At 60.1% G+C, this 13018-nt stretch carries 12 protein-coding genes; 8 read left to right on the top strand and 4 right to left on the bottom strand.

The window, feature by feature from the left end:
* Positions 1–50 precede the first annotated feature (50 nt).
* Both GDJ93_RS07460 and GDJ93_RS07455 read left to right on the top strand, forming a co-directional pair.
* The gene (locus GDJ93_RS07460; RefSeq protein ID WP_152068314.1) at positions 51–254 is read left to right on the top strand and encodes a type II toxin-antitoxin system RelB/DinJ family antitoxin; all 204 of its coding nucleotides are present in this window, start codon (positions 51–53) and stop codon (positions 252–254) included.
* Positions 255–342: 88 nt separating this feature from the next.
* Positions 343–1254, top strand: coding sequence for a CPBP family intramembrane glutamic endopeptidase (locus GDJ93_RS07455; protein ID WP_152068313.1), 912 nt, complete (start codon positions 343–345; stop codon positions 1252–1254).
* Here the strand turns inward: GDJ93_RS07455 and GDJ93_RS07450 are convergent.
* Positions 1251–3386, bottom strand: a complete 2136-nt coding sequence (locus GDJ93_RS07450; protein ID WP_226812536.1) for a YgiQ family radical SAM protein — start codon at positions 3384–3386, stop codon at positions 1251–1253. The two genes, GDJ93_RS07455 and GDJ93_RS07450, sit on opposite strands and share 4 nt — an antisense overlap.
* Before the next feature lie 253 nt (positions 3387–3639).
* Between GDJ93_RS07450 and GDJ93_RS07445 the strand changes: the two genes are divergently transcribed.
* The 4 genes from GDJ93_RS07445 (at position 3640) to GDJ93_RS07430 (ending at position 8850) form a co-directional block, all read left to right on the top strand.
* The gene (locus GDJ93_RS07445) at positions 3640–4356 is read left to right on the top strand and encodes a YoaK family protein (RefSeq protein WP_152068311.1); all 717 of its coding nucleotides are present in this window, start codon (positions 3640–3642) and stop codon (positions 4354–4356) included.
* 165 nt (positions 4357–4521) lie between these two features.
* Entirely contained in the window at positions 4522–5688 is a 1167-nt protein-coding gene (gene fucO, locus GDJ93_RS07440; protein ID WP_022094861.1) for a lactaldehyde reductase, read from the top strand.
* A 604-nt stretch (positions 5689–6292) separates the two neighbouring features.
* A complete protein-coding gene (locus tag GDJ93_RS07435; protein WP_152068310.1) occupies positions 6293–7336 on the top strand; it encodes a M42 family metallopeptidase in 1044 nt (347 codons plus the stop codon).
* 140 nt (positions 7337–7476) lie between these two features.
* Positions 7477–8850: a HipA domain-containing protein gene (locus tag GDJ93_RS07430; RefSeq protein WP_152068309.1), complete on the top strand. Its 1374-nt coding sequence runs from the start codon at positions 7477–7479 to the stop codon at positions 8848–8850.
* Positions 8851–8858: 8 nt separating this feature from the next.
* Here GDJ93_RS07430 and mnmA read toward each other — a convergent pair whose 3' ends face one another.
* Complete coding sequence (gene mnmA / locus GDJ93_RS07425; protein ID WP_226812544.1) at positions 8859–10082, bottom strand: tRNA 2-thiouridine(34) synthase MnmA; 1224 nt, start codon at positions 10080–10082, stop codon at positions 8859–8861.
* 58 nt (positions 10083–10140) lie between these two features.
* Positions 10141–11079, bottom strand: coding sequence for a cysteine synthase A (gene cysK / locus GDJ93_RS07420; protein WP_152068307.1), 939 nt, complete (start codon positions 11077–11079; stop codon positions 10141–10143).
* A gap of 253 nt (positions 11080–11332) precedes the next feature.
* Here cysK and GDJ93_RS07415 point away from each other — a divergent pair, with 253 nt between their 5' ends.
* On the top strand, positions 11333–11761 hold the full coding sequence (locus tag GDJ93_RS07415; RefSeq protein ID WP_022094857.1) for an RrF2 family transcriptional regulator: 429 nt from the start codon (positions 11333–11335) through the stop codon (positions 11759–11761).
* Positions 11762–11902: 141 nt separating this feature from the next.
* On the opposite strand, the gene GDJ93_RS07410 is transcribed toward GDJ93_RS07415, so the two are convergent.
* A complete protein-coding gene (locus GDJ93_RS07410) occupies positions 11903–12268 on the bottom strand; it encodes a phage holin family protein (protein WP_035137358.1) in 366 nt (121 codons plus the stop codon).
* A 324-nt stretch (positions 12269–12592) separates the two neighbouring features.
* Here GDJ93_RS07410 and GDJ93_RS07405 point away from each other — a divergent pair, with 324 nt between their 5' ends.
* Complete coding sequence (locus tag GDJ93_RS07405; protein WP_022094855.1) at positions 12593–12892, top strand: YerC/YecD family TrpR-related protein; 300 nt, start codon at positions 12593–12595, stop codon at positions 12890–12892.
* Positions 12893–13018: the final 126 nt, after the last annotated feature.

Raw genomic sequence — 13018 nt, 5'->3', positions numbered from 1 at the left:
CGCGTGGCCCGCATCTATCCGCATCACCGTCGTTTCAAAAAGGAAGCGCCATGGCAGAACACATGACCCCGGTTGTCGCGAAGGTCTTGCCCGAGGAAAAGGTGGCCTTCGCGGCGGCAACCCAGCTCGTGGGCACCACGCCGTCCAACGCCATCCGCATGTTTATCGCCGCGTTCAATCGCTGCGGCACCTTCCCGTTCGACATTTCGCCCAACGGGGCCTTTGGCGCTGCGCCCGATTCTCGTCAACAATGACCGTCCCAAACTGCCGGCACTTGGGGACGTTCCTTTTCTGCCGGCAGTTAAGGAACGTCCCTAAGTGCCGGGTTTTGAGGAGGTTGGCATGCTCAATGCGATGATTTGGGCGCTTGCCTGTTTTGGTGTTGTTGCTGCCGATATTGCCCTGAGCATGGTTCTGTTTTCAGTTCTCGATGCCGTGTCGGTGCTGACGGGCTATCCGATCGACAATCTCGATATCCAATGGTTCCAGGCTGCCGCTCAGACGGCGTCATTTTTGATGGCGCTGCTGTGGTGGCGCTATCTGTGGCCCCGCTCCTTCATGGCGCGCCGGCAAGGCGAACGCCCACTCGGCGGGGGAGCAGGCGCGGCATGGAAGCGCATTGCTTGCGTTGTCGTGATCGGCCTATCCATGCAGGTGGTCATTAGCTACCTATGCGACGGCGTACTGTCGCTGCTGCCCGAGGTCGCGGCAGACTATAGCGAGCTCGTCGAGGAGACGGGCATGGGCGATACCAGCCTTCTTGCTGTCTTGACCACAGTGCTCGGCGCTCCGTTTTGCGAAGAGCTCCTGGTGCGCGGCATCATCTTTGAGTTTTCGCTGCGTGCGTTTAATCCACAGTGCCGTCCGCTCTGGAAGCGCCGGCGCCGCGCGAACGCGCAAGACGGCGCCATAGCGCCCTGGGCGGCCCCGAGTACCTGGGGCGTCGCCGCGGCAATCGTGCTGCAGGCGGCGGTCTTCGGCTTTATGCATATGAACTGGGTACAGGGCTGCTATGCGGGCGCTGCCGGCCTCATTTTTGGCTGGGTGCTCGTGACGACTGGAAAGCTCCGCTACACGATCCTGCTGCACTTTGCCTTTAATGCCGGGTCGTATCTCATGGCGTTGCTCTGGTTTGTGAACACGCCGTTCGACGTGGCAATTACGGTCGCTATCGCCAGCGCCATCCTTGTTGAGGCAATGCGCTTGCTACGCCACGCGTGTGGGATGGACGCAGCGAGCGCACCGCTGCCCTAGTTGCGCCTGCCGCCGCCGTTGGCGCCCTGACGCCCCTGGGCCGCGCGGTTACGGCCGGCGGTGTTCTGCGCGCGCGACATACCGCCGTGGCCCTTGCTGCCCTTGGGCCCCTTGCCGGCGCCGCCGCCATGCGGTTTGCCGCCCTTCTTGCCGGTGCCGTGTCCGCCGCTGACCGATGCCTCGCCCGGGCGTGGCGGCACGGGGCGAATCAGACAATGCTTGGTGTAGCCGATCAGGTCACGACGCCCGGCTTTTTCCAGCGCCTCGCGCACGAGCTTGTAGTTCTCGGGCTTGCGATACTGGATGAGCGCGCGCTGCATGGCCTTCTCGTGCGGGTCGCGCGCCACATAGATCGGCTCCATGGTGCGCGGATCCACGCCGGTGTAGTACATGCACGTCGACATGGTGGATGGCGTGGGGTAGAAGTCCTGCACCTGTTCGGGCATGTAGCCCATGTCGCGCACGGCCTCGGCAAGGTCCACGGCTTCCTTCATGGTCGAACCGGGGTGGCTCGAGATCAGATACGGCACTACGTACTGTTTGAGTCCGTATTCGCGGTTCAAGCGTTCAAATTTACGGCAGAATGCGTCGTAGACGGCGCGACTCGGCTTGCCCATCACGGACAGCACTGCGTCGCTCACGTGCTCGGGCGCTACGCGCAGCTGGCCCGAGACATGGTACTCCAACAGCTCGCGTAAAAACTCGTCCGAGGCATCGGCCATGGTGTAGTCGAAGCGGATGCCGCTGCGCACGAAGACCTTTTTGACGCCCGGCAGCTGACGCAGGTCGCGCAGCAGCTGTGTGTAGCCGCTCTCGTCGACCACCATGTTCTTGCACACGTTCGGCCACAGGCAGCGCTTGTTCTTGCACACGCCGTGCTTGAGCTGCTTGTCGCAGGCAGGACGGCTAAAGTTGGCCGTCGGTCCTCCCACGTCGTTGATGTAGCCCTTAAACTCGGGATCGCGCGTGAGCAGCTCGGCCTCGCGCATGATCGAGTCGTGGCTGCGCATCTGCAGCACGCGGCCCTGGTGGAAGGTGAGCGCGCAAAATGAGCACTCGCCAAAACAGCCGCGGTTGGAGCTAATGGAAAACTTGATCTCGGCAAAGGCCGGCACGCCGCCCGCCGCGTCGTAATCGGGATGCCAATCGCGTGCGTAGGGGAGTTCGGCCACCTCGTCCATCTCGTCGGTGGTGAGCGTCGCCGACGGCGGGTTTTGCACCACATAGACACTGTTGGGGTAGGGCTCTACCAGGCGATGCCCGGTGATGGGGTCCATGTTCTGCTGTTGCACGTTAAAGCTGCGCGCGTAGTTGAGCTTGTCGGCGGCGAGGTCGTCCCAGCTGGGCAGCAGGTCGTAGTCGTAGACCTCGTCGAGCGAACCCGTGCGGTAAACGGTGCCGTTGATATAGGTGATCTGATCGACGGGCAGTCCCGCGTCGAGCGCGTCGGCGATCTCGACAATTGCGTGCTCGCCCATGCCGTAGATGAGGATGTCGGCGCCCGAGTCGAGCAGTACCGAGCGCTTGAGCTTGTCCTGCCAGTAATCGTAGTGGGCCAGGCGGCGCAGGCTCGCCTCGATGCCACCGATAATGATGGGGACATCCTTAAACGTCTGGCGGATAAGGTTGCCGTAGACCGTGACGGCTCGGTTGGGGCGGTGACCCTCCTCGCCGCCGGGGGTATAGGCGTCGGTGTGGCGGCGGTGCTTGGTCACCGAATAGTGGTTGACCATAGAGTCCATGTTACCGGCGCTGACGAGAAAGCCCAGGCGCGGCTCGCCGAGCACGCTGATGCTGGCGGGGTCGGTCCAGTCGGGCTGGCAGATGATGCCCACTTTGTAGCCGTGTGCGTCGAGTACGCGGCTGACGATGGCCATGCCAAAGCTGGGGTGGTCCACGTAGGCGTCGCCGCAGATGTAGACAAAGTCGCACTGGTCCCAGCCGCGCGCATCCATGTCGGCGCGGCTGACGGGGAGGAACTTATCGCGGCCCGGGCGCCAGGGGCGGATGGGTGCTGCCGGGGTATGAGTGGCGTGGCCGCCCTGGGCTTTGCCGCCACGCTTTTGCTGCTGGCCCTGTTTGCCCTGCTGGCTGCGCTGGTTGTTCTGAGCGTGCTGAGGCTTTTTTGCCACGATCCCTCCCGGTGTTTGTATACTGCACGTAATTGTAACCAGTCTTTTTGGGACGGGGCTAAAAAGACTGGGGGAGTACATGAGCTGGCGGATCGGCGCGTCGATGCGGGTGTCGTTTGTTTCCAGACTGTGTATCTGCGCGTTGGAGAACCCGTCTCGCGCGCACGCCATGTTGTCAATGGGTTACAGTATGAATGGTGGCTATGTTTCCGCCAACGCACGAGAGAGTCGCCAACAAGGAGGATGCACGACGATGCAGCGTGCCAAACAGATATCGGAGTCCATCGAGCTGGGCATTATCTTGGCGCTCGCCGGTGGCTTTATGGACGTTTATTCGTACATTGGGCGCGACCATGTTTTCGCCAACGCGCAGACGGGCAACATCTTGCTGGTGGGCGTGAGCATTTCGGAGGGCAATTGGGTGCTGGCGGGACGCTATTTCTTCCCCGTGGTGTCGTTTGCCGTGGGCATTATGCTTGCCGACCTGGTGCACGAGCGGTTTGGCAGCGTGATCCACTGGCGTCAGGTGACGGTGTTCTTTGAAGCCGTCATCTTGCTGGGCGTGAGCTTTATCCCGGGCGGCAATTTCAACCTGCTCGCCAACTGCCTCACCTCGTTTGCCTGCGGCATGCAGGTCGAGAGCTTCCGCAAGATCCACGGTCACGGCATCGCTACGACCATGTGCATCGGCAACTTGCGCAACGCGCTGCAAAACGTGGACGATTACATCATCACCCACAGGCGCGGCTTTTTGGAAAACGGCCTGCTGTACTTTGGCGTGATCTTTACCTTTGTGTTTGGCGCCGTGTTGGGCAACTGGTGTATTGAGCGCATGGGCCTGCACGCCATCGTCGTGGCGAGCTTGCTGCTGTTTGTCGCGTTTGCCATCATGTTCATCGACCGCGAGCGCGACTTGCGCTTACGCTGGAAGGTTGCGGCCGAGGCTTGGAAAGAGGGCTGCCGAAAGTAACCGAATGCGGCAAAGGGGCTGTCCCTTTGCCGCATTATTTTTCATCATCTGTTGAAACGCTTTAACAATTTTGACGTTCTCACGCGTTTTTTGTTTCAAAAGCGTTAGGATGGGACTCATAGCGTGGGGCGTAATGGGTGCCCCGCACACGATGGGAGGCTATCAATGGCTAATCGTTTCGTTCTCAATACCATCTCTTATCATGGTTCCGGCGCCATCAAGGAGATTCCCGGCGAGCTCCAGCGTCGGGGCTACAAGAAGATTTTCGTCTGCTCCGATCCCGATCTGGTCAAGTTTGGCGTTACCGCCAAGGTGACCGACGAGCTCGACGCCGCCGGCATCGCCTGGAGCCTCTACTCCGAGATCAAGCCCAACCCCACTATCCAGAACGTCAAGGACGGCGTCGAGGCCTTCAAGGCCGCCGAGGCTGACGCTATCGTGACCATCGGTGGCGGCTCCTCCATGGACACCGCCAAGGCCATCGGCATCATCATTAACAACCCCGAGTTCGCCGATGTCCGCAGCCTCGAGGGCGTTGCTCCCACTAAGAACCACGCCGTGTTCACCATCGCCGTGCCGACGACCGCCGGTACCGCCGCCGAGGTGACCATCAACTACGTCATCACCGACCCCGAGAAGGTCCGCAAGTTCGTGTGCGTCGACACCAACGACGCCCCCGAGGTCGCCGTCGTCGATCCTGACATGATGGCTTCCATGCCCGCCGGCCTGACCGCTTCCACTGGTATGGACGCTCTGACCCACGCCATCGAGGGCTACACTACCAAGGGTGCTTGGGAGCTCTCTGACATGTTCCACTTTGAGGCTATTAAGCTGATCAGCGAGAACCTGCGTGACTCCGTCGCCGAGGCCAAGTCCGGCCAGCCCGGCTCCGGCCGCGAGGGCATGGCCCTTGGCCAGTATGTCGCCGGCATGGGCTTCTCCAACGTTGGCCTGGGCATCGACCACGCCATGGCTCACACCCTGTCTGCTCACTACGACACCCCGCACGGCGTCGCTTGCGCCATGCTGCTACCGATCGCCATGGAGTTCAACAAGCCGGTTTGCGCCGAGCGCTTGGCCAAGGTTGCCGTTGCCATGGGCGTTGACACCACGGGCATGAGCACCGACGAGGCTGCCGACGCCGCTATCGCCGCCGTCAAGCAGCTTTCCGCCGACGTGAATATCCCGCACGTCTGCGAGGCCATGAAGGCTGACGAGATCGAGGTCCTGGCCAAGGACGCCATGGCCGACGCCTGCTTCCCGGGTAACCCGCGCGAGGCGACGCTCGACGACGTCATCGAGCTCTTCAAGAAGATCTGCCCGGCTGCCTAACCCAGTTTGGTGGTCCTTCGCCCGTAGGCGTATGGTCTTTTGATTTGCCGCTGGCCCCGCCGTGCTACGCACGGCGGGGCTTTTTGTGCTGCGTCAATGTCCTGAGACGGGCAAAACCAAGGCGTACTGCCCGCTACGGATGGGTGGTGCACTTTCCAGCGTGCATTTTTGGGAGTATTCAGCAAGCTCTTAAAAATGCATAACGTTGTGAATGGGCGGCAGTGATCCGCAGGCGCCCATCGACAGCCATTGTGGGCGGGCTATCGATGAGTGGAGGGGGTTGTTACTGAGTTTCTGCTTTGCGACGACCTGCAACACTGCTGTAACCGCGTCGTTTTGTCGTTCGTGATGGGGCCGTTGGGGCCCACGGTGCTGAATACTCCGTTTTTTGCACGGTCCAAGGTGGGGCACCCTGAGACGAAGCAAAAAGATGCCTCATTTCTATGCAAATACCAATAGGATTTATGCAAGATTGAGATTGTAAACCGTGCACGTGCACAAAACCGGTGCGGGGACGTCTGGAGGCGGCTCGGCTCCTGGGGCATTGCACGTGCAGAACGGTTAAAATCGGGACTCGGTCTTAGTTTTACTTGGAAGGATGCATATGACTTCTAATATTGATGCTTCTCTAGGGGAGACGCTCTCCTATATCGCAGGACAGCTTAAGACGCTGACTTCTATTGCTTCGCCTACCGGCTATACCCGTGCGGCGACTGATTATCTGATGGAGACCCTGCGCGATATGGGGTTTGGGCCTGAGCGTTCTAATAAGGGTAACGTGCTCGTTGAGCTTGGCGGCGAGGGCGAGCCGCTTGTGTTGGCGAGCCATGTCGACACCCTGGGCGCCATGGTGCGCTCCATTAAGGACAATGGCCGCCTGCGTCCCACGACGCTTGGTGGGCACCAGTGGTCTACGGCCGATGGCGAGAACTGCACCGTCTACACGCGCGACGGCAATGTGTACACGGGCGTGGTCCTCAATACCGAGCCTTCGGCGCATGTGGCCGACGAGCCGGTCAAGACCATCGAGAAGAACATGGAAATCCTGCTCGACGAGAATGTCGACAGCAAGGACGATGTGCTTGAGCTGGGCATTCAGACCGGCGACATCATCGCTATGGATCCGCGTACCACGGTGACGGAGAGCGGCTACATCAAGAGCCGCTTCCTGGATGACAAGCTGTCGGCGTCGATTCTGCTGGGTCTGGCCCGCGCTGTTGCTGACGGCGAGGTGTCGCTTTCGCGCAAGGTGTCGCTGCTCTTTACCGTGTACGAGGAGGTCGGCCACGGCGGTGCTTTCGTGCCGGCCGACACGCGCGAGATGATCAGCGTTGACATGGGCTGCGTGGGCGACGACCTGGGCTGCACCGAGCGCATGGTGTCGATTTGCGCCAAGGATTCGGGCGGTCCGTACAACTACGACCTGGTAACCACGCTGTCCAACATCGCGCGCGAGCTGGAGCTCGATTACGCCATCGACGTGTACCCGCATTACGGCTCGGACGTTGAGGCCACGCTTTCCGCCGGCTATGACATTCGCCATGGACTGATCGGCCCCGGCGTGTACGCGAGTCACAACTACGAGCGCAGCCACATCGACGGTGTGCGCAACACCTACGAGCTCGTCCGCGCCTACGTACAACGCTAGAGGAGCAGCTTGCGACTCGGCTGACCAATTGCTCTAAGGCCCGATTGCTCGGGCCTTTTTTCGCTTCAGTCTGTTTAGTATTATGCTGTATGTAACTAATTAACTTTACGTTTGGAATACTTAACGAGGTGATGCGGCGTATGGATACATCTGAGTACCTGTCTATGGGTGATGCCGCCCGCATGTTGGGCGTTACAAAAGCCCGCGTATCTCAGCTTGCCGCATCGGGAACGCTCGCGTGCGATATTGTGGGCGGACGGAAGATGGTTGAGTATGATTCTGCGGTCGCTTATCAAAAGGTCCGCAAACGTGGACGCCGTCCTGCGGCCGATGTGGGACGCAAGTTTACGCTGATGTCGGCCGACCATGAGGTCGCGCATGTCTCATTTGATCCGACGCGCGAGTTTCCCTTCGAAATTGCCGAGGTCCTCGATGCACAACGAATGCCGTTTGGCACATGCTCGAGTTCTTCTCCAACGGTGAATAAGCGGGAGCTCAACGCGTGGTGGGGGCATCGGTCGGTGCCCGATGTTCGCCCTGGGCTTATCTCGCGCTACCGCGAGCTGGGGATTGTCAACGGCGTTGAGGTGCCGGTTCAGTGCCTGGGCCTCTCGCTTTCGGATTGCTATTGGCTGCGGCCGGCAGAATGCGACGGGCTCGAATGGCGAAACCTCAATTACTTCGAGAATGATTTTGAGCGATCGGCGCCCGAGGAGCGTTCGGGTTGGCTGGAGGGCATCGGTCTTAAAAATCCCGACAACACATCCGAGGGCGAGCTTCCTAAATCGTGGATGATTCGCAACGGTGTTCGCGTTCTGGTCAAGGGGTGCGGCATGGACGACCAACGGCCCTTTAACGAGGCGGTTGCAACGGCTCTGCATCGTCGCTTGCTGTCGGAGGGTGAGTTTGTTCCTTATACGGTTGAGCGGATGTTCGATGGCCCTGTGTGTCTGTGCGACGACTTTCTTGATGGCCGCGAGGAATATGTTCCGGCTGTTTACGTTAAGAACGCCCTTGGCGGCCAGCGAGGAAGCTCGACGTACGACCGGTACTGCCGCTTCCTTGGTAAGCATGGAGCAGACGAGGCTGCCGTGAGAAGGTCTATGTCGCAGATGATTGTCTGCGATGCCCTTTTGGCCAACAGCGACCGCCATTGGCGAAACTTCGGCATCATCCGTAATGTCGACACCCTGGAGATAAAACCTGCTCCGCTGTTCGATAGCGGCAACTGCCTGTGGTACAACGTACCAACTGCCGTGCTCGCAGCTGGGGAGTTTGAGTTTTCCGCTAAGCCGTTTGGGCCCGACCCTTCCGTCCAGCTGGCGCTTGCGGACTCGCTCGATTGGCTCGATTCATCACGACTCAACGGATTTGTTGATGAGGCGATTGAGATTCTTTCGCAGAGCGAATGGGCGACGGCGGAGGGCCGACTCGAGGCCATTTGCCGCGGCCTCGAGCGTCGCGTTATCGAGGTGAATGCTGCTGTTGGAGTGCTTCGACACGTGCGGCGATAATCCCGCGGCTACCTGATGGCTGCCGTAACGGTGCCGCCGCCGAGGACGATGTCGCCGCGATAGACTACAACGGCTTGGCCGGGGGCGATGGCTCGCTGCGGCTCGTCAAAAGTCAGCAGCATTTGCCCGTCTTCGCCGCGCGTAAGGGTCGCTGCTTGGTCTTTCTGACGGTAACGGTACTTGGCGCCCACGCGAATGCCGCCGGCATCGAGTTCTGCCTCCATGCGGTCGGCAGGGGCGCTCCAGATCCAGTCGTCGGCCGTGAGTGCTGTGGCCGTTAGGTCCTCGGCCTCGCCCAGATGCACGGTGTTGTTGACGGCGTCGACGCCTGTCACGTATACGGGATGCGCCATCGCTACGCCCAAACCCTTGCGCTGGCCGATGGTATAGCGCAGTGCGCCGTTGTGGCGCCCGACCACGCTGCCGTCGCGCCATACAATATCGCCCGGCTCGGCGGCATGTCCGCAGCGGCGCTCGATATAGCCCGCGTAGTCGCCGTCTGGAATAAAGCAGATATCCTCGCTCTCGGCCTTTTTGGCGTTGGCAAAGCCCTGTTCGGCGGCAATGCGGCGCACGTCGCGCTCTTTGTCCAGCCCGGCCAGCGGAAAGATTGTGCGCGACAGCCGCTCCTGCGTGAGCGAATACAAAAAGTAGCTCTGGTCCTTCTTGGGGTCCTCGCCGCGATGCAGCTGCCAGGTGCCGTCGGACGCCTGGCTCGTTTTGGCGTAGTGACCTGTGGCGATGTAGTCGCAGCCCATATCGAGTGCCGCATCGAGCAGCGCGCCAAACTTAATATGGCGGTTGCAGATGATGCACGGATTGGGCGTCAGCCCCTCCTGGTAGGCGTTAACAAAGCGCTCGATTACGTTGCGGTCGAAGGTCTGCTGCAGGTCGAGCACATGGTGGGGTATCCCCAGGCGCTCGGCGACGGCCTTTGCATCAGCGATGTCGCGGTCGACCTTACTCATGCCCGTGACGGGATCGGGCGCGGGACAGGTGAGGCGCATGGTGGCACCGACGCATTCGTAGCCCTGGCGCTTGAGCAGATAGGCAGTCACGCTGGAATCGACGCCGCCGCTCATGGCGACGAGCACGCGCTTGTTGTGCATGGGGAGGTTCTCCTTGGTGGCATGTGGCCAAAAAAGAAAAGCGGCGCGGGAGGCTGGTTCCGCGCCGCAGACATTGTAGCAAGTTCGGGTGTCATGTGGGACGCCCTGTTGGGATGAGCCCAGGCTGCCAGAAGAGAGGGAAGGCCGGCGTGCCTTGGACTCGTTCTAAGAACGAGAAGCTCTAGTCCTGGAACAGTGCCGTGGACAGGTAACGCTCGCCGGTGTCGGCAAGCAGGGCCACGATGGTCTTCCCCTCGTTCTCGGGGCGCTTGGCCAGCTGCAGTGCGGCCCACACGGCGGCACCGGACGAAATGCCCACGAGCACGCCCTCCTTGTGGCCCACGGCACGGCCGGTGGCAAAGGCGTCGTCGTTCTCGACGGGGATGATCTCGTCATAGACCTGGGTGTCGAGGACGTCGGGCACAAAGCCGGCGCCGATGCCCTGGATCTTGTGCGGGCCGGCCTGGCCCTTGGAGAGCACCGGGGAGGTGGCGGGCTCGACGGCGACGACCTTAATCTCGGGGTTCTGCTCCTTGAGGAACTCGCCCACGCCGGTCACGGTGCCGCCGGTTCCAACGCCGGCGACGAAGATGTCGACCTTGCCGTCGGTGTCATCCCAGATCTCGGGGCCGGTCGTGGCCTTGTGGATGGCGGGGTTGGCGGGGTTCACAAACTGGCCGGCGATAATGCTGTTGGGCGTCTCCTTCTGCAGCTCCTCGGCCTTGGCGATGGCGCCCTTCATGCCCTTGGAACCGTCGGTGAGCACGAGCTGTGCGCCATATGCCTGCATAAGTTTGCGGCGCTCGACGGACATGGTCTCGGGCATGGTGATGATCACCTTGTAGCCGCGAGCCGCCGCCACCGAGGCGATGCCGACGCCGGTGTTGCCGCTCGTGGGCTCGATGATGGTGTAGTCGCCGCCGCGCACGAGCTTGCCGGCCTTTTCGGCCTCGTCGATCATGTTCTTGGCGACGCGGTCTTTAACGGACCCGGCGGGGTTGAAGTATTCCAGCTTGACGAGCACGCGGGCCTTGAGGTCCTCATCGGCCTCAAAGTGAGTGAGCTCCAGAAGCGGGGTGTGGCCGATAAGCTGATCGATGGACGTGTAAACATTGCTCATGGTGAACCTCCAAAGTGTTCAAATGACTGGATACCGTGTGGTTTTACGGTGTGTATAACAGCTAAACCCACAAACCTTATGGGTTGTTCGTTTTGCTGTTGGCAAGCATAGTAGACAGTAAAGCCTAGTAACGCAATAGGAAATAGAAGATTATTACGAGTCGATTAACCATCTTGACGGGAATGGGTATTTTCAAAACCAATTTTTCGGCTAGAATTTCTACGGACTAAATGACCGAAAGGCAGCACTATACATGTTGGTTTCTACTAAGGGCAGATATGCCCTGCGCGTTATGGTCGATCTGGCCGAGCACCAGGCGGCCGGTCGCATCCCGCTCAAAGAGATCGCGGCGCGACAGGGGATTTCCGAGAAATATCTCGAGAACATCTTGGCTACGCTCGTGCGCGCCAACATGCTTTCGGGTATGCGTGGCAAGGGCGGCGGCTATGTGCTCACGCGCCCGCCCGAGCAGTACACGGTGGGCGAGATCTTGCGCCTGACCGAGGGCAGTCTGGCGCCGGTCGCCTGTCTGGATGGCGACTGCAAGGGCTGCTCGCGTTCGGATGAGTGCCCCACGCTCGACGTGTGGAAGAACCTGGACAAGCTCATCAACGACTACCTCGACGGTGTGACGCTTGATCAACTTGTCGCTCCCAATCATGGCTACGACTACGTCATCTAACCCACACCTGCATTTGGGGACGGGGTGGAAATGGTAGATTCTCTCGCCCTTTGAGACTTGAAAAATAAGAAGGCCGCCCATTTTTGCGATGGGCGGCCTTCGTTTTGGGCTGTTGAGACGGACATGGCCGGAATGGCCGTTTTAGTCCTCGGCGATGCTGTCGAGGATGCTGCGCGTGATGGACACCAGGATGCTGCCCATAAAGGCCGATCCAAAGCTGGCGATGGAGATGCCGACGCCCAGCAGGTTGACCGACAGGTAGCTCGCGAGCTCAAGCATAAAGCTGTTGACGACAAGCTGGAAAATGCCCAGCGTAATGATCGTGAGCGGCAGCGAGATGACCGTAAGGAACGGTTTGACGAACGAATCGACAATGTTCAGGAACAGTCCCACAAAGGCAAAGCAGACCCAGGTCTCGGCAAAGCCGAAGGGTTGGATACCGGGGACGAGGAACGTGGCGATCGCGATGGCGATCGAGGTGAAGAGCCAGTTAAGCATAAAGCGCATGGCGTGAATCCTTTCTTGCGCCGGGATTGCTGGCGTCGCGTGAAGCGGCTTACGGCGGCGACCTGGATGGTTGCGCGGGCGCGCCGCGGTGTTTGGGCGCCCATTGTCTCAAATATTCGTGGAGCTTACGTGCGCATATGGTTTCTAAACGGCGTTCGTCCTGAAAAACGCGCCGCTGGCAGAGAGTCTTGTCGCTTTAGTTTGGTGGTGTGCTACACTGCTACGGGCAAAAGCCACAGGCGTTGCCCTATTGCATAGAACGGGCGAACGATGCCCGATGTCAGTATCAACTTCGATGCCTCTTGGCGGGTTTGGCGGTGATCGATGAATATCGAGAACATGTTTGACAAGCCTGATGTCAAGCAGCTGGTCCACGCATTTAGCCTTTTGGACGACGAGAAGGATATCCAAGCGTTTTTGACCGATATCTGCACGCCGCGCGAGATTTGCGACCTTTCTCAGCGTTTGCAGGTTGCGCGCTATTTGGACGAGGGCGAGCCTTATGTTGAGGTTCAGGCCCGTACCGGCGCTTCGTCCACCACGGTGAGCCGCGTTTCAAAGGCGCTGAACGGCGAGTACGGTGGCTACCGCAAGATCCTCATTAAGTTGGAGGATGGCGAGTAGGCCAGCGACAACATTGAATTACGAAGAACCGTCCCTCCGGGGGCGGTTTTTATATGCCTGCAATCGGCTGGTGCGTTGGGTTCAGGTTGCTTTGTACCAAAAGATGGAACTGCGGTGGCAATGTGT

Source organism: Collinsella aerofaciens, from assembly GCF_902501475.1.
GTDB lineage: Bacteria > Actinomycetota > Coriobacteriia > Coriobacteriales > Coriobacteriaceae > Collinsella > Collinsella aerofaciens_AL.
The sequence above is the reverse complement of the archived record's forward strand: the minus strand, read 5'-3'. Positions and strand labels throughout refer to the sequence as shown.